General features: G+C 34.4%; 12 protein-coding genes. 8 read left to right on the top strand and 4 right to left on the bottom strand.

Going from position 1 to position 23,105, the window contains the following annotated elements; translation table 11 throughout:
* Window positions 1–162: 162 nt before the first annotated feature.
* The 3 genes from ABJF52_RS02755 to ABJF52_RS02765 form a co-directional block, all read right to left on the bottom strand.
* Window positions 163–1,095: a type IX secretion system membrane protein PorP/SprF gene (locus ABJF52_RS02755; protein WP_348145953.1), complete on the bottom strand. Its 933-nt coding sequence runs from the start codon at window positions 1,093–1,095 to the stop codon at window positions 163–165.
* A gap of 6 nt (window positions 1,096–1,101) precedes the next feature.
* A complete protein-coding gene (locus ABJF52_RS02760) occupies window positions 1,102–7,176 on the bottom strand; it encodes a gliding motility-associated C-terminal domain-containing protein (protein WP_348145955.1) in 6,075 nt (2,024 codons plus the stop codon).
* 549 nt (window positions 7,177–7,725) lie between these two features.
* Complete coding sequence (locus tag ABJF52_RS02765; protein WP_348145958.1) at window positions 7,726–8,184, bottom strand: AsnC family transcriptional regulator; 459 nt, start codon at window positions 8,182–8,184, stop codon at window positions 7,726–7,728.
* A 553-nt stretch (window positions 8,185–8,737) separates the two neighbouring features.
* Here ABJF52_RS02765 and ABJF52_RS02770 point away from each other — a divergent pair.
* The 5 genes from ABJF52_RS02770 to ald all read left to right on the top strand — a co-directional run bounded on the left by ABJF52_RS02770 (window position 8,738) and on the right by ald (window position 15,881).
* Window positions 8,738–11,686 carry a TonB-dependent receptor gene (locus ABJF52_RS02770; RefSeq protein WP_348145960.1) on the top strand — a complete coding sequence of 983 codons (2,949 nt, stop codon included), beginning with the start codon at window positions 8,738–8,740 and terminating at the stop codon, window positions 11,684–11,686.
* A 29-nt stretch (window positions 11,687–11,715) separates the two neighbouring features.
* On the top strand, window positions 11,716–12,210 hold the full coding sequence (locus ABJF52_RS02775) for a hypothetical protein (RefSeq protein WP_348145963.1): 495 nt from the start codon (window positions 11,716–11,718) through the stop codon (window positions 12,208–12,210).
* A gap of 25 nt (window positions 12,211–12,235) precedes the next feature.
* The gene (locus ABJF52_RS02780) at window positions 12,236–13,429 is read left to right on the top strand and encodes an aminotransferase class I/II-fold pyridoxal phosphate-dependent enzyme (protein ID WP_348145966.1); all 1,194 of its coding nucleotides are present in this window, start codon (window positions 12,236–12,238) and stop codon (window positions 13,427–13,429) included.
* 113 nt (window positions 13,430–13,542) lie between these two features.
* Entirely contained in the window at window positions 13,543–14,694 is a 1,152-nt protein-coding gene (locus ABJF52_RS02785) for a permease (RefSeq protein WP_348145969.1), read from the top strand.
* Between the two features lie 83 nt (window positions 14,695–14,777).
* Entirely contained in the window at window positions 14,778–15,881 is a 1,104-nt protein-coding gene (gene ald / locus ABJF52_RS02790; protein WP_348145972.1) for an alanine dehydrogenase, read from the top strand.
* A gap of 78 nt (window positions 15,882–15,959) precedes the next feature.
* Here ald and ABJF52_RS02795 read toward each other — a convergent pair whose 3' ends face one another.
* Window positions 15,960–16,298, bottom strand: a complete 339-nt coding sequence (locus ABJF52_RS02795; protein WP_348145975.1) for a hypothetical protein — start codon at window positions 16,296–16,298, stop codon at window positions 15,960–15,962.
* Between the two features lie 351 nt (window positions 16,299–16,649).
* Here ABJF52_RS02795 and ABJF52_RS02800 point away from each other — a divergent pair, with 351 nt between their 5' ends.
* From ABJF52_RS02800 to ABJF52_RS02810, 3 genes are all read left to right on the top strand, one after another.
* Entirely contained in the window at window positions 16,650–17,348 is a 699-nt protein-coding gene (locus tag ABJF52_RS02800) for a DUF2064 domain-containing protein (RefSeq protein WP_348145978.1), read from the top strand.
* 83 nt (window positions 17,349–17,431) lie between these two features.
* Window positions 17,432–20,650, top strand: coding sequence for a SusC/RagA family TonB-linked outer membrane protein (locus ABJF52_RS02805; protein ID WP_348145981.1), 3,219 nt, complete (start codon window positions 17,432–17,434; stop codon window positions 20,648–20,650).
* 4 nt (window positions 20,651–20,654) lie between these two features.
* Complete coding sequence (locus ABJF52_RS02810) at window positions 20,655–22,100, top strand: SusD/RagB family nutrient-binding outer membrane lipoprotein (RefSeq protein WP_348145984.1); 1,446 nt, start codon at window positions 20,655–20,657, stop codon at window positions 22,098–22,100.
* The last annotated feature ends 1,005 nt before the right edge of the window (window positions 22,101–23,105 follow it).

The following is a 23,105-nucleotide window of genomic DNA, read 5'->3' on the forward strand; positions in this document are numbered from 1 at the left end:
GGGTATAAACTAAAAGTGAGTTACCTAAGAATAGTACTATTTTAATGCTGTTCTTTTCTTGGCAGTAAAATAAACAGGAACTTCAGTTTTTAACTTTTTAAAATGTAATTACTGAAGTTTTCAATTTGTGGAATAATGCTGTGTGAATGTCTAAATTGTAATCTAGAAAAACCTTGGAGACTTAATTTTGGTAAGTTTTGGAATTAAATTGAATTTTATAAAAAGCTCGTGACTTCCATCATTGTAATTGGTGAGATTGGTAGTACTATAATCAAAAGAATACCCAATATGTAGTCTAGGAGAAATGTAAAACCCTAAAATAGCACTTATAGAATCATCCCAACGGTAGCTTACTCCTAAATGAAGTTTTTCATTAATTAAAAAATTACCTGATATATCAAATATTAATGGAGCACCATCTACGTACTTTATAAAAGTAGAAGGTTTAAATTTTAATGAATTGTTTAAATCGAATACATAGCCAGCAATTAAATATAAGTGCATTCTGTCAGATGCTACTGCTTCTTGAATAGCGTCATAATGTTCATTCTTTAGAATGTTTGGTGTGGCAAGTCCTAAATATGCATTATCTGTGTAATAATATACTCCAGCACCTACAGATGGTAAGAACCTTCCTTTTATATTTTCTTGAAAAGCTACATCTGGGTCTTTAAATGTTCCTTTGGACCAATCTACAGATAGATATTTGCCACCAGCTTTTAAACCAAAAGCAAGTCGATGACCATATCTGTTTAAAACAATACTATGTGAATAATTGGCATCAAAATATGTTTCATCAGCCGGACCTAATTCATCTTTTACAATGGATAAACCTAGACCACTAAATAATTTAAAAGGTGTGTCAACCCCCAGACTTATGGTTCGCGGAGAACCTTGGATGTTAACCCACTGGTCTCTATAAAGAGCAATTATGGAAGCAAAGCCTTGTGATCCAGCATAACCTGGATTTACCGTCATTGTATTATATTGGTATTGGGTATACTGCGGTTCTTGTTGTGCATGAGAAACAAGACCAATACAGAAAAATGCTAGTATTAAATATAAATTTTTAATATGTGTATATTTAAATTTCATTGCTAATTATCTAGTAATGTATAACCAGCCAGAAGTTGGTTGTGTTTTGTTATCACCTAAATCTAATATGTAGTAATAGGTGCCAACTGGAAGTTTTTCATCTCTGTTCACGGTTGACCTACCCTGTGAAGTACCATCCCAATCATTAGAATACCCCATAGTTTCAAAAACCTTATTTCCCCAACGATTAAATACTTCAAGGTGATTGTTTGGATAATTCTCAATACAATCAATATGGAAGTATTGATTGCTTTGATCTCCATTTGGAGAGAATTCATTGTAAATTTTTAAGCAATCATTATCTACAAGTTGTATGGTAGCCTCATCGCGATCATTCCCGTCAAATTGGTCTAACTGATCCATTGAAATTAGTTCGGCTACATTTGTATATTCGCTACCATCTTGTACTGTTGCTTCTATATTTAATACTGCCGTTTGTTGGATAGGAAGCGAATTAATAATCCATAAACTGGTATCTGTATCATAAGTGCCCATGTCAGATGTTGCAGAAATAAAAGCATAACCATTAGGTAGCTCATCTACAATTTGAACATTGGTAACTTCTGAGTCACCTAAATTCTCAGCAGTAATTGTAAAGACAACTGTATCACCAATTGCCGCTGAACTTGGATATACACTTTTCGAAATTCCAATATCAACAATTTCTACTGTTACATTGGAAACACTGTCTTCATCATCTTCCGATTGATCACCATCATCATTGTTTGGAGTAGAATCTGGATCAACTTGGTCAGAGGCCGTCACCTGTGCTATGTTTTTATATTCATCTATAGTTCCTGTAGGAATGTTTACCGTAACCGTATAAGATAATGTAAGTGTTGTATTATCAAGACTAGCGATAAACCAATCTATAGTATTTGCAGTAAGTACACCACCATTCGAAATAGAACTTAGGTCTACCGTATAACCCTGCGGGATGATATCCTCAATAGTAATATTCGTTGCAGTATTTATTACCGCTACTTCAATTTCAAAAGTTATTTGGTCGCCTGCACTTGGTGTATTACTTGAACCACTGGCTAGTCGTTTATCAATACTTATATCTGCAGAAGTGTCTAAAACAACTATATCGGAAACGGTATCTTCATCATCTTCTGATTGATCACCATCGTCATTATTCGGAGTAGAATCTGGATCAAGTTGATCTGATGCAGTTACCTGAGCTACGTTTATATATTCCCCTGCTGCGCCAGTAGGTGCGTTTACAGATGCACTATATGATAAAACTATTGAAGTATTATCTATACTAGCAATATCCCAATTAATTGTATTTCCAGTTAAGATTCCTCCATGAGATATTGATGCGTTATCTATTGTAAGGCCTATAGGAATAATATCTTCTAAGGAAACATTTGTTGCAGCAGCATCTGATGTTATTTCAATTTCAAAAGTTATATTATCGCCTACATTTGGTGTATTACTCGAACCGTTCGCTAATCTTTTATCAATACTTAAGTCGGCTAAATTACTGGCGGGTTCACTGGAAATTACGATTGAAAGTGGATTGCAAAAACAGTTTGTATTTGAAGGTATAAACTCGACCACCATATTACTATTAACACCACAGAAAGTAGTGCTTGTAAACGAAATTGACTCTTCGATACTCGCACTTGTTGGGATGCCCTGTGTAAGTGAACCAGAATATAATGAAGGTCCTGTTTTAATACCAGCACCATCGGCACAAAATACTTCATAAGAAATACCTGAAGCTAAATCTTCAGTGCCATTATTTTCTAAACCTACCGTAATTGCATAATTAGTATTGGAACCAGACTGTGCATATTCAGCTGTAGCAATGTAACTAGATGCCGTTAAATTACCTTTTGTAACAGCTGCGGTTGTAGACGCTGTACCAGTATTTACTTCAGTAATACCACACGAAACACCTGAACAAGATAAGCCGGAAACAGTTACAAAAGTGCTTAAATCAATAACATAATTTCCTTCACATATTTCACCTGTTCCTTGTACACCAATATTATATGCCAATGTATCGGAACTATCTACACCTGAAGGTAAAGCAATTGTTATTTCCTCATGATCACCTACCGTATCTTTTGATACAAATGTTACAGGTTGTGTTCCTGTTGATATTAAAGATCCATCAACATATATAATTCCTGCTGGTAATATTATTCTAGAAAAATCATTAGTTCCTGTTACTCCATTTTCGACATAAGTTTCTACTGAAACAGTTTCTATAGCACACCCTGTAAAACTTGGTGAATCTAATACTATTGTATTTGTACTATATGGTGGTTCGGCTCCTGTTATAATAATTGGGTTAGCTGAAATTCTACTGCCACTTCCTGTAGCGTCGGTACCAGAAGGATTATTACCAGTCATTGTATAGGCTGTACCTGTATTTGAAAGGTAATTACACTGTGGACTTAAATTAAGATTTACAATTGCAATTTGATCATCTAAGCTTAAAGCATTCAATGATCCTAGTAAGCCATTGTTTACAGCTATACCGGAATGATCTAATAAGTTTATTGAGACGCTGTTGCCAGTTATTGTTGGCGTTATAGATTCTATATTTCCAGAACCTCGCGGATATTCGATAGTAATATCATTAATAATTAGCGAAGACATATCACCGGGAATCTCAAAATTTATTGCAGGAGATATTAAATCTGCTTCGCCTGCATTTCTAGCTTCTAATTCTATATCAAAATCTGTACAAGTAGCTACGCTAGTAGTAGGTTGTTGTAATATTAGAAGTTGAATAGCTGCATCAACAGGTTCTAGAGTTAGTGAAATTTCATTAAAGAAAGGAGCACTTGTAAAATTGCTTGGATAGGCTACGCAATCGTAATTATGCGAAACTCTAATTTCTTGAACCGTATCTTCCGTATATGTACCTTCAAATCTAATTTTTCTACAAATCCATCCACCGGATTCCATTGTTCCAATTTCTATAAATGATAAATCACCGTCGGTTGTAAAATTTAATGCGGTTTCTGTACCTCCGTTAACCAAATAGGCATTGGTAATAGTATAACCGGTACCTGTATCTACACGCAACCAATTATTGTCAATTTGATTAAAATTATCTTTACAGATATCTATTGTAAAACCTTCTATTTGCGAATTACCAATTTCAGTAGGTGCATCTGTATTTAGAAAATAGTTTGGTATGCTGTATTCAAAATCTTTAGTAGCGTTTTCGGTAACTATAGCTGGGCTGTCAGAATACGCATACTCTTGGTAAGTTACAGAAACTGAATGCGAGCTGGTACTAGGTGTTGCGCTTGTTGGCGTTACGGAAATGCTAATACTAGGGTAGTTATTTCCACCTTGATCTAGTTGTATAAATCTTGAGCCAGGAGTAATGGTTACTATATTACCTGAAACAGAAAAATTAAATCCATTATTAGTGCTAGATGGGGCTTCACCTTCTGGTTGAAGATAAGGATAACCACTGCTATTAACTACACCATTAAACACTGTTCCTGTAGGAATTTCAATTTCTACGGATTCTAATATAGCGGGAGGTCTAAATTCATCTGGAAATTTATCATCCAAACCAGATACTTGTGCTAGTCCCACACTAACCCAAGTTTCATCACAACCTATAGTGCTGTTATTGAAATCATCAATTATTTCAACATAGTCTTGAAAGAAATAAGCGCGATCATTATAAGTGTCACATGATAATTCATTACTAGACCCATCTAAACTATAAAATCGTCCCTGAAAAGATTCAAATTCATACAATCTAGATTTTTCTGGAAAATCATCTTTGAATTGAAAATGTAATTCTACCAAAATTTCGTCCTCGGCTGACCCTTCTCCATATTCATACGTTCCCGAAATAAGGGATTGATAACTGGTTAAATCTATAGTGAAGAAATTGTCGTTAGTATTTTGTGTGGTAATTACTGGAGTATTCGTAATTGGAAATGTTTGTGGAGTGCCTGATGATAAATCGTTTATCGTTATACTACCAGTAGTAAAAGATATAATATCTGCCATACTTACCCCATAATCAGTTATGTATCGCATTTCAAAATAAAGATTGTCTTGCGAACCATTTTGCATAAAGGCACTACTAGTTACTACCATTTCATCTTTAGGCATGTAAACTTTAGTGGCATGTATACTTGGATCTAATGTTACTTTTGTACCCATTGTTGCATCTGTCCATCCTTCCGTAACACGGTGAGCATCGAAGCTTGAAGTGTTTGGCCCTATGCATGAATTTGAACAATGTGTTGTAATGTCAAATTGGCCGCAATGCAATTCAGTATTATAGCAAGAACTTTCATATGATGTAGTATAGTCAAGTTGTAGTTCGGCGGGACCAACATAGGTGCTACAATCTATATTTAATGGGAAATTAATGGGTATACGTAATATATAACTGTTATATACAAAATCGGCTAAATTGGTTTCAGTAAATGTTATTTGATTACCAATTTGCGTATATCTAGCATCAGCACTTGAATCTAAAGTAATACCATTAGGTACGTCTATTACGGCTAAATATCGGTTGCTTAAATCATTGGTAAACATTTCTGTAGTTCCGCAATGAGGTGAATCGCTCGAAGCAACAAAATTGCCTATAAAGTTCAAGTTAAAAACAGCCCCATCTTCTGCATCCAAATCATAATCTTCAGGATACTCCCAATTAAAAAGTGCTTCCCTTTGTACATAATGGCGATCTACTTCTTCTCTAGCTGTTCTGTTAGAATTATTACAGGTATTTACCGCCCAAATATCAAAATTTAAACTTTCACTAGAAACATATTCAGAGTTGTATGGGTCACAAGCAGGAGTTGCGGGATCCATAGCCATGGTAAAACTTATTTCTGTTGATGCTCCTGGTAATAAATCGTCATAAAAACCATCACCATCTAAATCATCAAACCCACCTGCACCATCAGGATCTGCGGCAAAAAAGTCTTGCGGAATTAGAAAGGAACCAGGACCAGTTCCACCAGTTGTGGAAGGCCATCTTTGTGGGGTTATCGCTGAACCAGAAGTAAATTCAAAATTGGATAATATTCGGTTGGTGTCTTCATCTCCATGCATTGGATTATAACCAGGATTAGAATGATTGCCAGACCAAGTAAAACCTATATTAATATTTACATTATAGGCATTGTCAGCTCCATTATCATTTTCAACTGCATAAGTATAGGTTACTGGTGCATCCCATCTAGGATGAGGTTCATCTATTGTGGTTATAGAGATATTTCCAAATTCTTGCTCAAAGTTTACCGCACCCGGTATTGGGGCTCCTATTTGACAATAAGTTCCGGCCGTACAACCCCATCTTGGACTATGAGTAATAATTACATCGTTAGAACAATGTTCTAAAACTATCCGCTCACTTAAAGTTATTGACTCATTTTCAAACTGATTGTCGGAGTCACCAACATTGTTTAAAAAAGGAGCGTTATTAAGGTTAATTTCATAGGTGTATAAATTTCCTGAAATACTAGGTATTAGTGGAGTTCCGTTAAAAGATAATTGATAATTTGTTTGTAAACTCGGATGAACATTGACTACATGAGTAAATGATTGGATACTTCCATTACCGGAATTTGTAATGATTATAGGTCTATTATACGTTTGACCAACATAAGCATCCTGTACCGCTATATCTTCTACAGCTAGGTATGCTTTTAATAACGAGTATGCGTTTACTGTGTTGTCATTATCTGTACTTGTACGCGAATTGCCATTATCTAAATACGTAATCGTATGTGCATCCTTAAATAATCCACCACTATAAGAATATTGAACAGCCTCACATTCAGCAGATTTTTCAAAGGTAAATTCGATGGCATCATTCGCTTGCCAATTGGAATTACCTGGTCTTTCAATTTGAAAGATTGGAGCATTTAGATTGGTGACATCAAATTCTGTTAGTATTAAATCTCCTGAACCACTCTGAGAATTCACTGATACGGACCCTAATTCATAGCTTACTCCATCAGGTAGATTGAATGCTATTTTAAAAGTATTTAGTGTTGCTTTTTTTGAACTAATGCTTAAAGTGCTAAAACCATTATTGGCTCCACCACAAGGACGCATATTTGTAGAGCTCAAATTTACTTCGTAAGAACCATTGTTTATTTGCGCGGAACTTATGTTTATGGCAAATAGCACAATGATGAAAGTTGTTAAATTTTTGAAATTTAACAAGCGCTTATTAATAGTAAGTATTTCTATTAAAAAATTTTTAATAATCATAGCATGTGTAGGTCCAATTACAAAGCTATGATGTGCATAGTCAATGGAGAATTTTTTGTTGTAAACCTTTACTAAAGCGACATGGGAGGCCTAAAATTTGTAGTGAGCGTTAAATTGGTATTGATATTTGTAAGTATTTTCCTTCTTTATTTGAAATAAATAAAACGAATAAAGTAGCGCTATAGCTTTGGAACGCCCATAAACAAAGACTTTGTGTATGAAATGAGATATTCAACGTGTGGTATGAAGAATTTAGCTCTTGCTATAGTAGATAGCAAATTATCAATCTATTTATTCTATTATACCATTCAGGGTATGACAAATAGAATACGCCTATAAGAATAAACTTCAGTATGTTGTTGATAGCTTTTCGAGGTTATTGATTATGGGTAATCCTTATCTAAGTCATTCAAAACTGATATGTCTGCTCATACTTTCCTCAATAGACATAAAAGATTCAATACCTTTTATTCCATTTATTGTTAGAATAGAATCTTGATATACTTTGCGATAATGAATACTATCTTTTGCATGCATTTTAATGAAGACATCATATTTACCGGTGCTGTGGTGAATTTTTACCACTTCATTAACCTCCTTTAACTGCTTTATTACTTGTTTATAAAGCATTGTTTCTCGTAAATAGATGCCTAAAAAAATAGTCATTTTCCATCCTATTTTGCTGTAGTCTAAACTTAAAGTTGCTCCTTTAATTACACCTAGGGTTTTCATTTTATTAATACGAGCATGAACAGTACCGGGGGATATAACTAGTTTTTTAGCAATTTCAGTATAAGGCATTTGGGCATTATCGGATAGTAACCCTAGTATTTTGTTGTCAATTTCATCAATCTTATTCTTCATATCCGTTTTATTTAGTAAAACTGCATCTAATTCATAATTCAATTGTGCTCAAGATGATTATGATAAAATCAGTTATTCTCATGTAAATACTGTATTCGGTAAATTTAATTTATCAATTACGTAAAATCGTAAAATTTGTGATAATAAAATCCCTTTTTTGTTGAAATATTAATAATTTTTTTCTTGTAGTTATGGGAATATCATAAAAGTGACTTTTTTAATGTTTTTGATCATATTACCAGTTTACAAGAAATTATTTATACGTTTTCTGATCTATTGACATATTTTCTTTTCATTTTTTTTTATATGTCAATTAACATCAAATTAACACCTTTAAAAACAAGGGTTTGCGAGATGTTTCAATTTTCGTGTTTCTAATTGAATCCCTAACATTGCAGAAATAACTAACAATAAATAATCGTTTTTTTTTGAATAGTTAAGTCTCCGGAGCTTTTCTTTTTCATGTGCGATGAACCATCATCCAAACTTTATTTGGTAGCGTTCTCAACTCATGCGCATGGAGTATTATTTAGTTTAACATAAACTAGTTCTGATGAAGAATTCTCTCCTATTTATCCTAATAATTTTTAGTTCCCTAGGTTTCTTGCATGCTCAAGAAATTGAAGTAACAGGTAAAACTACCGACTTAAGTGGTGAAATATTACCCGGAGTCAATTTATTAATAAAAGGTACCACTAAAGGTGCTGTTTCAGATTTTGATGGTAATTATACCATTGATGTACCAGCGGATGGTACATTAGTATTCTCTTATTTAGGTTATGCAGATTTAGAAGTAGCCGTAAATAGTAGAAATACAATTGACATTGCTCTTGAAGAAGCTGCAGAAATGCTAACCGAAACAATTGTAATTGGTTCACGTGGTGCTTCACGTACAAAATTGAATACCCCCGTACCCGTTGATGTCATTAATATTAAGCAAGATGCAATCAATATGCCGCAACAAGATTTATCGCAAATGTTGGCGGCCTCTGCACCATCATTTACCGCTTTTACTAGTGGTGGAGGCGATTTGTCATCTTTTGTAAGTCAACCTAGTCTTAGAGGTTTGGCTGCGAGTCAAATGCTAGTACTAGTTAATGGTAAACGTAGGCATACTTCGGCTATTTTGGCCGCTAACCAAACAGGTACTGCCGGACCTGGTGTTGATATGAAGTTCATACCATCTGTAGGTGTAGATCGTATAGAAATACTTAGAGATGGTGCTTCTGCACAATATGGTTCCGATGCAATTGCTGGGGTTATAAATATGGTTATGAAAAAAGGTACAGGTGAATTTACCGGTAGTTTAACAGCTGGTGCTTACACTAATAAACCTGGATATGATGATTCTTCTCTTACAGCAGATGAGCGTGACTTAACACGTTCATTAGATGGTTGGGATGGTCAGAATTTTCAATTTGATGGAAATTATGGCGTTGGTTTTGAAAATGGAGGATACTTCAATGCCTCCATTATGGTGGCACAGTCAGAACGTACTGTAAGACCAACTGTTTTGTCATTAGATAGAGCTCCTTTATATGATAATCTATATCTAACAAATGGAAGAACAGAAACCAATGGTGCACCAATAATTACTAATCCTGAACTTATTGCGGCGCAGGCTAGTGGTGATGCCGGACTTATCAGTTCTTTACAAACTGTGGAAGGGCTTATGGCTGCTAGAGATATAGAACAAATTGATGTTTCTACTTACTCAGGTTTACCTGCTAAAACGAATATGAGTTTTGCATTTAATATGGAAACTCCTTTAACGGAAACTTCTAACTTTTATGCTTTTGGTGATGTAGGTTATCAGTATTCTGATGCCTATAGCTGTTTTTATAGAAGGGCAGCACAAGCTGATAGAACAAGCTATGATTTATATCCAAACGGATTTAGACCACAAATTTATAATGATCAATATAATATTTCTTTAGCTACTGGAATTACTGGTATGATAGGAGATTACGAATTTGATTTGAGTAATACGTTTGGTACTAACTCCACACAATATGGTATGTTCAATACTTGGAATGCTAGTATTGGTACTGGATCACCTACCGATATGGATCTCGGTACACATAGTTTTTTGCAAAACACAGTAAATTTAGACGCCTCTCATTTTTATGAAGATATATTATCTGGTTTGAATGTTGCCTTTGGTGGTGAACTTCGTTTTGAAAACTACATTATTCAAGCAGGTCAGGAAGAAAGTTGGACCGCTGGTGATGCTGGTATTATTACCGCTACCGAAGATAATCAAGCATTGGTTGGACCTGACGGTTTTCCTTTGGAAGATTTAAGCGGTACGCCATATGTAGATGATTTAGGAAATCCTTTAGTTCTTGAGTATGCTGGTGCAAGCCAACAGTTAGTTAAGAATTATGCACTAAACTGTCAGTGCTTTAGAGGTTTTGCTCCTGAAAATGAAGGGAACAGCTGGCGGTCTGTAATGGCGGCATATTTGGATATGGAATTAGATGTGACAGAAGATTTTCTTATATCTGGTGCCGTTCGTGTAGAAAACTATTCTGATTTTGGTAATGTTATGACTGGTAAATTAGCAGGACGCTATGCTATTGGTGATAATTTCTCACTTAGAGGTTCTTTTAGTAGTGGTTTTAGAGCACCGTCATTACAAGAATTAAACTACTCCCATAGTTTCACATTTTTTGTTGATTTAGTTCCTTTTGATGGAACCTTATATCCTAATAGTAGTTCAGCAGCAAAAGCAATTGGTGTTGGAGCTTTGACAGAAGAAAGATCAAGAAACTACAGTCTAGGGTTTACTTCAAAAATTGGTGATTTTGATATTACAGTTGATGCTTATAAAATTGACATTTTTGATCGAATTTTTACAACAGGAAATTTTGATTCTTCGCAAGCACCTGTTTTAGATCCAATTATTGGAAGTGGATTAGCAAGCTTTAGAATTAACGGTGGTGATATTAGCACGCAAGGTGTTGAAGCTGTTGTTAATTACAATACAAGACTTGGTGACGGTAAATTAGGAGTTATTCTTGCTGGAACTTTTAGAGAAAATAAGTTTGAGGGTGTTAATCTGCCAGATTTAAATACTGAGTTATCAGATGAAGAATTAGCTGATAATTATGTAAGCAGAAGTTTAATTGGTCAGTTCGAAACTGGTACACCAAGTGCTAAAGTAATTGGAACAGTTAATTATTCAATAGGTAAATTTTCTGCAATGCTAAGAGGTACTCGATTCGGTTCGGTACAAACCAGAGATAATACTATTAGAACTTTAGTACCAGAAGGAACTCAAGGTTATGCTGATCAATGGTTTTCTCCTGAATTTACAACAGACATTGGTCTTACTTATAAGTTTAATGATACGGTTAGCTTAACTGTAGGTGGTAATAATGTTTTCAATGAATATCCTGAAATTTTAAGATATGAGTTACGAGGATTTAACTTGTATTCGCAATACCAACAAGGTTCTGCAGGAGCATATTACTTTGGAAGATTAACATTTACACTGTAATTATTTTAATAACAATTAAGAAGAAGATTATGAAAACATATAAAACTATTATCTTAATTATCAGTATTTCACTCGGAATTTTATCCTGTGAACAAGAGAGACTAGACCCAGTTTTAACTACAGCAGAAGGCGGTGGTACACTTAATACTTATTATGCATATACTTTAGATTCTACAGACCCTATGGGTGATAATGTATATGGAAGAGTAGTATTTTATAAAACTACATTAGATCAAACACTGGTACAAATATCATTATATAATACCGATGAAGCAGTTTCATATCCAGCGCTAGTAATTGATGGTGCTGTAGGTACTGAAATGACGACATCAATGACCTTCGATAATATTGACGGAGCGACCGGCGAATTCACAGAAAGTAAATTCTATGTAATTGCCGATACTGCATTCTATGATTCAATTATGGACTTAGATGCTCATGTTAATATCTATATGCCTAGTGACGATAGTATTGTTGCTAGTGGAAATATTGGAATGAATGCAGATCCAGTAGAAACTAATTAACACTTATACTTAAAATTAGAATATTATGAAAACTTTGAACAGAAGAGACTGGCTTAAAAGAGGAACGCTAACCGCCGCGAGTGTGGTGGCAGCACCGTATCTAAGTTTCGGCGCAAATGCTGATCAACCGATTAAATTGGATGCACAAGGAAATGTGCCTTATACGCCATTTTTTAAAGAGTATTTACCTTACGAGGTAGACAAACCTGTTGAGCTTTTAGCTAAACTTAATGCAAACGAAAACCCTTATGGTCCATCAACAAAAGCTATTGAAGCAATTGCTAAAAATGGTGTAAAGGGTAATCGATATGCATGGAGAGAGCTTTTTGATTTAATGGACAAAATAGCCGTAAGTGAAGGTGAAGGCATCACTAAAGAAAATATAATGATGGGGCCTGGATCTTCAGATTTATTAGAGAAAACAGCGATGGTATTCTTTCAAAAAGGAGGTAATATTGTTTCTGCTGATCCGGCTTACATGTCTTTGATTAAGGTTGCCGAAGCATCAGGTGCAACTTGGAAACCTATTCCATTAAAAAAAGATTGGTCTCATGATTTAGCTGCGATGGAAGCTGCAATAGATGAAGATACAAAATTAGTATATATCTGTAACCCTAATAACCCAACAGGGAGTATGACAGATCATGCAGAACTATTAGATTTTTGTTCTAGAGTGTCTGAAAAAGTGCCAATTTTTGTTGATGAAGCTTATTTAGGATTTTTAGAAGATGCTGATAAAAAGAGTATGGTGTCTTTAGTTAAAGAGGGTAAAAATGTTATCATAGCCCGTACTTTTTCTAAAATACATGGAATGGCTGGCTTAAGGGTTGGTTATATTGTTGCTCCTACAGAAACTTTAGGTGTAATATCAAAAATTACTAGAGGAGGAATGGGCATCTCTTTTCCTTCAATATATGCTGCTATGGCAAGTATGGATGATGTTGAATTCCAAGACAAATCCAGAACGCTTAACAAAGCATGTCGCGAATATGTTTATGAAAGCTTAGATAAGATGGGCTTTGAATATATTCCATCTTCTACAAGTTTTATAATATTTCCAATAGAAATGGAAGGTAAAGCATTTTTAGAGAAAATGACGGAGCAAAAAGTTGGAGTTCGCGCTTTTGATATTATGGGAAAAAATTGGTGTCGTGTAAGTATGGGAACCATGGAAGAGATGAAGCTGTTTACTGCCGCCTTAGAAAAGGTATTGGTTTAAGTGTTGACCCTAGAGTTGGGTGATTTTAGAACACGTTGTGTTATAAACATCCAACTCATATTGGGTTAGTTTTAAAATAACTGAATAATTAATCCCTCAAAAGTTATACTCAAATGAATTTTGCACTTCAAAAAACCCTAGAATTAGCATTGATAATTGGTTTGGGACTTTTATTACAGAAAAAAGTTGCTAAACAAGATTTAAAAGGATTAAAAACTTTAATTCTTAGTGTTGCACTTCCTGCAACAATTTTCGTTGCACTTTTAAAAATAGAGCTTAAAAGTTCACTATTAATTTTTCCGCTCTTAGCTCTTGCCTTTAATTTTATAATGGCCTTTGCTACAAAATATGTTTTGAATTCTACCTTGCCCGCCAATGAAGAATCAAAAAAACGAACACTAATGATGTTATTACCTTCATTAGCTCCAGGTCTTTCTTGTTTCCCTTTTATAATCGTTTATCTCAGCGATGAATATTTGGCACTTGCGGCCTTGGCAGATGTTGGAAACAAAATCTTTGTTTTAATATTATTATATATGTTGGCGATGCAATGGTATCATGCAAGGTCTATTAGTAAAGTAAAAGTTACCATGTCTGGTAAAATTAAAAACTTACTTATTTCCATGCTAAACGAACCAATTAATCTGGTAATTATTATTGCTTTAGTATTATTAGGATTTGGACTTACATTAAGTTCTTTTCCTGGATTTTTGGAAAATACAATTACGAAAATGAGCTTGATAATGACGCCTTTGGTCTTATTGTTTATAGGAATGGCAGTTCGAATAAAATCAAAAGAATTTGGAATGATTCTTTCCCTGTTAGTAAGAAGGGCTGGTATTACTTTTTTATTATCATCTATTTTTGTTTTTCTATTTCCAGCTTTAGGTGCATCAATGATTCTATTGCTTATAGTTTTTCCTCAAAGCGCATGTAGCTTTTGGCCCTTTGCACACATGAGTGCAGTTACTGCAATGGAAGAAAAAGACGAGCAAAAAGAACCTACGTTTGATGTTGATTTTGGCGTGAATATTCTTGCTTGTTCTTTACCTTTTTCTACTGTTTTAATAATGGCGATTTTTTCGTTTAGTGAATTTATTATAAGCCCTTATGTACTTTTAACAGTAGCATTAATTTTTATCGGCCTTTCATTTATGCCGTATTTAATTAAGAAAATTAAGCGCGTTAAGCAGTCAAAAGCTTCACTAAATTATAATACATACGCAGGTATAAATACCAATACTCAAATTTCAGATGAACAATAAATTTTCTTGCTTTATTGAATATAACTGAGATTGTAAAGTAGTTTTTTCGACTTTTAACTAACATTAATTTATATCGATACTAAATGATTATTGGTGTTCCAAAAGAGATTAAAAATAACGAGAGTAGGGTAGGATTGACTCCCGCAGGGGTGTTTGAATTGGTTAAGAATAATCATAAAGTATATGTGCAGTCTGATGCTGGTGTAGGTAGTGGATTTTTAGATGACGATTATAAAGATGTTGGCGCTTTCATCTTAGACGCAATAGGTCAGGTTTATGCTATTTGCGAGATGATTGTAAAAGTTAAAGAGCCAATAGAGGAGGAGTATAGTTTAATTCAACCGAATCAAATAATATTCGCTTACTTTCATTTTGCTTCTAGCGAGACTTTAACTAAGGCGATGATAGCTAGTAATGCAATATGCATTGCTTACGAAACTGTTGAGGATAGCGATGGAACACTTCCATTATTAACGCCAATGTCTGAAGTTGCCGGTAGAATGGCGATACAACAAGGAGCAAAATACTTAGAAAGACCAGCAAAAGGTAGAGGCGTACTACTTGGCGGAGTACCTGGGGTGGCACCAGGAAAAGTTTTAGTTCTCGGAGCTGGTGTAGTGGGTATACAAGCTGCGAAAATGGCTGCAGGATTAGGAGCTCATGTTACTATCTTGGATATTAATATGAAACGTTTGCGATATGTAAACGATGTTATGCCACCGCATGTAATTACCGAATTTTCGAGTGAATTTAATATTAGAAAACATATAAAAACCCACGATTTAATTATTGGGGGAGTTTTAATTAAAGGTGCCAAAGCACCAAACCTTATTACACGCGAAATGTTGAAATTAATGAAACCAGGAACTGTAATTGTAGACGTAGCAGTCGATCAAGGTGGATGTGTAGAAACCACGCGGCCAACAACACATGAAGATCCTATTTATATTATTGATGATGTTTTACATTATTCAGTAGCAAATATGCCTGGTGCCGTGCCACATACATCTACAGTGGCATTAACGAACGTTACCTTACCGTATGCTATAAACTTGGCAAATTTAGGTTGGAAAAGAGCTACCACCAGGGATGAAACGCTTAGAAAGGGGTTAAATATAATTAATGGAAAAGTTGTTTATAGCGAAATTATTGAAGCTTTTGATTGGAGTTCAAAACATGTAAATTAAGTTGTTGTTTGTTTATATCAAAAAAAAAGATTCTAAACTAGGTTTAGAATCTTTTTCGCTAATTAAATGTTATAAATATTATTCTCTAACTTCTAGAGGAATTCGGTAAACGATACCTTTTTCATAAGTTCCACTAGTAAGTTTTTGAAAATCTATATTAGACTTAATAAACTTTTTCAAAGCTTCATTTTCCGTTTCAACAGAAAGAATTCTTAGAAAGTTACCGCGATCTACAGCTACACGAACTTCTGCTTTAGAACCTCTAATTTCCGATGGAATTTCATTAGTTCCTAGCATACTATATATTTGCGTAACTATAGCTTTTACTGGTTTTGGTTTTATGGCTTCTGGCGTTGAAGCTATCATATTTGCAACGCTAAAGCACATTGCCATCATTATTACAATTGATTTTTTCATAACTAGCACATTATTGATGTTAAACAATAAATTAAATATACTGTAATTTAAAAGGTTTATATTAATAATTTAATAATTATTAACACTTCAAAATAGGAATAGTTAATATTTTAGAAAAAAGCTGAGGAATCGTCAGTTTTTTTTACTCGATTTTTATGAAAGTGTTCCGTTAATCAGATTTTGCTCTATTTTAATTTTCTAATCAACCTAATTTGTAGAAGTTATCTAATTTAGCTTCTATTACGAATTTTTATATACTGGTATAGTAAGCTTTTATTTTATATTACGTACTAATTTAGAAGTTTGATGATACATTATACTTTTGTATAATTTTGGCGTACAACGAAATAAATGAATTCAAACCAAAAAAATACCGCGTTACTTGTTTTTTCCCTTTCTGCAGAACAGGAAGTACGTAGGAAATCTATTTTTGGTCATAACGCTAAAAAAGAGAATTCAGCTTTTTTTAACCTTCTTATTAAGCAGACTAAGGAACTTGCTGCTAACAGTGGTGTAGATGTCTTCTGGGTTGATGAACATCAACAACAAGGGGTAGATTTTGGTACAAGATTTAGTAACGCATTTCAAAATATATTTGATGCTGGCTATGAAAATGTGGTTTCCATAGGAAATGATTGTCCTGATCTTTCAGTTGAGGTGCTAAATGATGCTATTCAAAAACTGGAAAGAAATAATTTAGTTTTTGGTCCTACCCAAGATGGAGGAGTTTATCTCTTAGGAATTAATAAAATAGCTTTTGAACAGCAACAATTAGTAAACTTATTATGGCAAACATCTAAACTACGTAGTAGCATTGAGTGTTATGCTGATTCTAATAATTTCACGTTTGACGCATTAAGCACTTTTATAGATTTAGATACTGAACAAGATGTGCAGTACTATGCTAAATACAATAGTTCATCTCTTCTAAGTCGTTTTTACAAGGCTGTAATAGCCTTATTAAAAAGGACCTTTAAAAATTTCATTCCTACTATTCCTTGTACTCCAAAATATTCACATGTTGGATTAAGGGCACCACCAACTGTTTAATTATAAATATTAGCATTTATCGCAAACCGTAAAGGTTGCTAAAGGCAAACTTTAGGTGTTTCTATAATTAAACTAAATATATCATGAAATTGACTTTAATTGCTGTATTTCAGCTATTTGCGTTTTTTCAATATGCACAAGAGTATACTTATAATTCTATATTAATTGATGAGCAGGGACAACCAATACCTTATGCCGCAATTAGTGAAGTTGGAACTCAGGTTTATACAACTTCTGACGAAAATGGAAACTTTTCATTAGCCACTAATTCATTAAATTTTACCCTTCAAATTTCTTCAATAGGATATGAAACTTTGGATGTTAAAGTTGATAATGGGCAATTACCGCTTACAATAGAGATGACTACCTCTCAAGAGCAATTAAATGAAGTAGTAGTTACGGCACTGGGTATTGCTAGAGAAAAGCAATCTTTAGTTTCTGCAGTGTCTACCGTAAAACCCGCGCAACTAATTAACGTTTCACAATCCAATTTGGTTAACTCCTTAGCAGGTCAAGTAGCAGGAGTGCAAATTACTAATGGATCTAGTGGAGTAGGGTCGTCTTCTCGAATAATAATTAGAGGTGAAAATTCATTAAGTGGTAGTAATCAACCACTTTTTGTTGTGGACGGTGTTCCTATTAGTAACGAGCAAATTACTAGTGATTTAGTTAATAATGGGGCGCTACAAGAAGTAGATTTTGGTAATGGTAGTTCTGAATTTAGTCTGGACGATGTTGCCTCTATTTCTATATTAAAAGGTGCTGGTTCTGCTGCGTTATATGGTGCTAGGGCTGCAAATGGAGTGGTTTTGATTACTACAAAACGAGGCAATCGAACAAAAGGATTAGGCGTAAGTATTAATAGTAATTTTACTATTGAAACACTGTTGACACTTCCAGATTATCAAAATAGTTATGGTGGAGGCTCTAATGGGGAATATGCTTTTCAAAACGGCATTGGAGCAGGTACTAATGATGGCGGTATTAGTAGTTATGGACCACGCCTGGATACTGGTTTATTAATTCCCCAATTCGATAGTCCTTCTATAGATATTAGCGGAAACCCAGTAAGGGCAGGAGATGTTATTTCAAGAACATTTTCTGATGGTACATTTACGCCTATCACTGCCACCCCCTGGGTATCTCAACCCAATAATGTTAGAGATTTTTTTAATACAGGAATAACATATCAAAACAATATTGCCATAAGTAATACAGGCGATTTTGGGAGCACTAGACTGTCTTATAGCAATTTAAGAAATGAAGGTATTGTGCCAAATACTGGATTAAAACGCGATGGAATAGCACTAAGTCTTGATCAAAATTTAAATGAAAAATTACGGGTAAATACTTTTGTAAATTATATTAATTCGCGTAGTAATAATCGCCCTAACCTAGGCTATGGATATGAAAATGTTTTGTATGGATTCAATTGGACAAGCAGACAAACAAATATTGAATCTTTGAAAAACTATTGGCAAGCAGGACAAATTGGAAGACAACACTTCGACTTCAATTATTTATGGTTATCTAATCCGTATCTTACTTTGTTTGAAAACACCAATAGTTTTGAGAAAAACAGAATATTGGGGAATGTTTCTGCTACCTATGATTTTTCTAAAAATCTAAGCTTAAAAATTAGAACAGGACTAGATCGCTACAATGAGGATAGAGCGTTTAAACGAGCGGTAAGTACCAATCAAAATCCGTTTGGATCTTTTCGAGAAGATAATATTCGTTTTTCTGAAGTGAATACTGATTTCCTTCTTTCTTATACCAATGAGTTAGGTAATCGTTGGAAATATGATATAACAGCTGGGGCCAATCGTTTTGATCAAAAAATCAACTATTCGTATTCGGAAGCTTCACAATTGGCTTTACCTGAAATATATACCTTAGCAAATTCTCGTTCTCCCTTAATAGGTAATAGTGAAAGTTTTAATAAGCGAATTAATAGCATTTTTGGTACGGCAAATTTCAGTTATGAAAATGAAATTTATTTTGACTTAACGTATCGAAATGATTGGAGTAGTACCCTTCCAGAAGAAAATAATTCATTTGGATATTACTCCGCTGGTCTGGCCTATGTTGCCTCTAATAGTTTTGATTTGCCTGATTCTATTTCCTATTTAAAATTAAGATTAAGTGCGGCATCTGTAGGAAACGATACTGACCCATTTCAGAATACACAAACATTTCAATTTAACAGTAATTACGGTGCTAATTTTAGAGTTACAAATGAAACTGTTTTAAAAAATACTGACCTTAGACCAGAACGTTTGGATGCCTATGAGGGTGGAATAGCTGCATGGTTTATCGATGGAAGAATTCAACTTGATGCATCGGTATATCAAAACGTAAGTAAAGATCAAATTATCTCAAGACCAATTTCTAATTCGAGCGGATTCTCTAGTTTTAATGAAAATGGTGGTAAAATAAGAACCCGTGGTATTGAGTTGCTATTGAGTGCTTCCCCACTGAAATTTACAGATTTTAAATGGAATACTGCTGTAAATTTTAGTTCTTTTAGAAGTGTTGTAACTGAGCTTCCGCAAGGTGTAGATCAATTTGTTACAGCAACGGCAAATGTATTTAGTGGTAGTGGTGGCTCAAACTCGGTGTTTTATATAGCGCGTGAAGGTGGGCGTGTTGGTGATATGTATGGAACTGGATTTATTCAGGTAGATGGTAAAGATTTATATGGTAGTAATGGCCTGCCCGTACAAGATGGTAACTTACGCTTATTAGGTAATTATAACCCTGATTTTTCTATGGGATTCAGTAATAATTTTTCATATAAAAATGTGGACCTTACTATTTTATTCGATTGGAGAAAAGGCGGTACCATTGTGTCGCGAATAAAGGCATTGGGCAGTACATCCGGAGTTTTGCAAGAAACACTTGTTGGTAGGGAAAATGGTGTTGTTGGTGATGGTGTAGTAAATGTTGGAACTACAGAAAGTCCGCAATACGTACCCAATACCACAGCTGTACCAGCAGGTCAATTTTACAACAATTACTTTGATCGGGGCAATGAAGCTAGTGCTCTTTACGATGCATCTTACATTAAATTACGACAAGTAAGTTTGTACTATACTTTTCCAAAAACCCTAAGTACAAAACTGGGAGTAGAAAACCTAAAAATAGGTGTCATGGGTAATAACCTTTTACTTATTACGGAAAACCCACATTTCGACCCAGAACTTAATGCACTTCAAGAACGCAATATTGTTTATGGAGTAGAAGATTTCTCATACCCTTCAACAAGAAGTTTTGGTGTTAGTTTAAAAACTAATTTTTAAGAAAATGAAAAATATACAATACTTTATTTTATTAATCGTACCACTATTTGTAATAGGCTGTACAACTGATTTTGAAACTATAAATGAAAACCCGAATTCACCAGAATCTGTGAGCCCAGAGTTTTTGTTGACTAATGTAATTGTTTCAGAAATTGAAGAACATACCTACAACCAAGGTCTTCTGTTAAATAATTATATGGCACAATTTGTAGCCAGTGTTGAATTTGAACGTATTGATCGTTATGAATTAGGGGGAAATAGTGGTTATTGGAACCTAATTTATGGCTTGTTAGCGGACTTGGAATCTATGAAAAGTCTAGACGGATATAATGATGCCTATGATGGTGTTGCCATAATTATGAGAAGCTATTTATATTCACAACTAACGGATCTCTGGGGAGATATTCCCTATAATGAAGCAGTAAAGTTTGGAGAGTTAAACTTCACCCCAATATACGATACGCAAGAAAGTATTTATACCGACTCTGAAACAGGAATTTTAGCACAATTGGAAAAGGCTGTGTCAAAATTGCAGAACACTTCAGAAAGTATTAGTGGTGATGTTATGTTTAATAATAATCTTGAAAAATGGATTCGTTTTGCAAATTCGTTACAAGTTCGATACCATTTGCGAATTAGTAAACGAACTACTGATTTTAGTAAATTACAAGCGCTTGCAGATTCAGCATGGTTAATGCAATCCAATGAAGATAATGCAGTTTTACCCTACCTTTCTTCAGCGCCAAATCAATTTCCGCTATTCAATGCCGCATTAGGTATTTACCAAGAATTGCGAATGTCTACTCAAGTTGAATCAATTCTTAAGACGTGGGATGACCCTCGTATTGCTGTTTTTTATAAACCTACGAGTGCAAGTGTAAGCGCTGGAATTGCTGAATTCAAAGGGCTTGCAAATGGACAGAGTAGAGAAACTATTAGGACAAATAATATCGATCTGAATGATATTTCGTTATTGTCAGACCAATTTAGAACCGTGGCTGATGGTGTAGATGCTCAAATTATGCTCTATTCCGAAATTCAATTTGCCTTAGCCGAAGCGGTTGAACAAGGCTTCATAACAGGTGATGCTGAAAGTTATTATCAGCAAGGTATCCAAGCTCATTTTGAATATTGTAATACTGAAATTCCTTCCGATTATTTTACCAGAGCTGCTATTGCCTTAAATGGAACTAAAGAAGAAAACTTAGAAAAAATTCTTACTCAAAAATGGTTGAGCCTTTTTATGATAGGGCACGAAGCATGGTTTAATATACGCCGTACAGGAATACCTGCTTTAACTCCAGGACCCGATAATTTAAATAATAATCAATACCCATCGCGTTATTTGTATCCAGAATCTGAACAAGCGGCCAACAAGGAAAATTACGAAGCAGCTGTTGCTCGTATTGGGGGAAATAATATAAATGTGAAAAGTTGGTGGGAAAATTGATTATTAAATGATGAAAGTTGGCCTTTTAAATTTTGTGTTGAGATTTAAGAAATTACCTTTAGAGAACTGGACTAGGGCTTTTCATAGGAGGCTTTGTTAGCTGTAGTTATTTTTTTCATTCCTAATACGGTTATCAAAACACCAAAAATAACCAAACCCCAATATGTGAAATTATATTTCATACTGCACAACCAATTGAAGTACGGTTCTCCAAAAGAAGTATTAAATAAACTAATATAAAAGTTACTTATAAAATAAAGGGCTATTGAATAGCTGATTTTTTTTGTTTTAACATAGATTATACAACTGATTACACCAAATCCAAATGATGGTATAAGATTGCCTGGAGTCTCAAAATGTATTGTAGAAAAACATATATTTGATATTAATATTGCCACAATCAACTGATAGTTTTCCTTAAGTTTTGAGAACAAAATTTTCTAAAGAAAAGTTCCTCAAATATTGGTGCAATGATTAAAGCCTTTAGAAGTCTATAAAATGACCTACAAATCCATATCCAATTGCAACTAGTAATAAATAAGGGGTTAGTCAAAAATTTAGACCATTTGTATCCAGCATAGTGGAATAATTAGGCTTTGATTTCCAAAACAAACGAAAAATCAAAACGTAAGCAAAGATGGAAGATAAAATCCAAACTATATCAAATGTTGGATTATGCAATTTAATATTCCAATCTGTATTCTTGGCTAGAAGCACCAATATCGCTTGAGGAATATAATAGACAACTGTTACCAATAAGGTTAATAAAATGGCTTTGTTTATTTTCAATAAAATGTTTTTTTATAATTACAGCTAACGCCTGAGCTATACGTAGGGCGGAGGTACGCCGACTGCGAGAGCAGCGGGCGAGTTGGTGCGGCTGCTTCGTTTCCGTCTGCGCACGAAGCTAAAGCTTATTGCCAGCCCGAACGTGCCTTTTCGGTACGGGCGGGTTTTGTTTTTTCTTTTTTTGTCAAAGCGAAATCCCAAAGATTTAGCGACATC

Origin of the sequence: Aurantibacter sp., assembly GCF_039941195.1 — a bacterium.
In the GTDB taxonomy this organism is placed as follows: Bacteria; Bacteroidota; Bacteroidia; order Flavobacteriales; family Flavobacteriaceae; genus Aurantibacter_A.

Excerpts from the sequence above, each read along its gene's own strand:
- ABJF52_RS02775 (WP_348145963.1), top strand. The coding sequence starts at position 11,716 with ATGAAAACATATAAAACTATTATCTTAATTATCAGTATTTCACTCGGA.
- ABJF52_RS02795 (WP_348145975.1), bottom strand. The coding sequence starts at position 16,298 with ATGAAAAAATCAATTGTAATAATGATGGCAATGTGCTTTAGCGTTGCA.
- ABJF52_RS02770 (WP_348145960.1), top strand. The coding sequence starts at position 8,738 with ATGAAGAATTCTCTCCTATTTATCCTAATAATTTTTAGTTCCCTAGGT.
- ABJF52_RS02805 (WP_348145981.1), top strand. The coding sequence starts at position 17,432 with ATGAAATTGACTTTAATTGCTGTATTTCAGCTATTTGCGTTTTTTCAA.
- ABJF52_RS02765 (WP_348145958.1), bottom strand. The coding sequence starts at position 8,184 with ATGAAGAATAAGATTGATGAAATTGACAACAAAATACTAGGGTTACTA.
- ABJF52_RS02810 (WP_348145984.1), top strand. The coding sequence starts at position 20,655 with ATGAAAAATATACAATACTTTATTTTATTAATCGTACCACTATTTGTA.
- ABJF52_RS02785 (WP_348145969.1), top strand. The coding sequence starts at position 13,543 with ATGAATTTTGCACTTCAAAAAACCCTAGAATTAGCATTGATAATTGGT.
- ABJF52_RS02780 (WP_348145966.1), top strand. The coding sequence starts at position 12,236 with ATGAAAACTTTGAACAGAAGAGACTGGCTTAAAAGAGGAACGCTAACC.
- ABJF52_RS02755 (WP_348145953.1), bottom strand. The coding sequence starts at position 1,095 with ATGAAATTTAAATATACACATATTAAAAATTTATATTTAATACTAGCA.
- ABJF52_RS02800 (WP_348145978.1), top strand. The coding sequence starts at position 16,650 with ATGAATTCAAACCAAAAAAATACCGCGTTACTTGTTTTTTCCCTTTCT.
- ald (WP_348145972.1), top strand. The coding sequence starts at position 14,778 with ATGATTATTGGTGTTCCAAAAGAGATTAAAAATAACGAGAGTAGGGTA.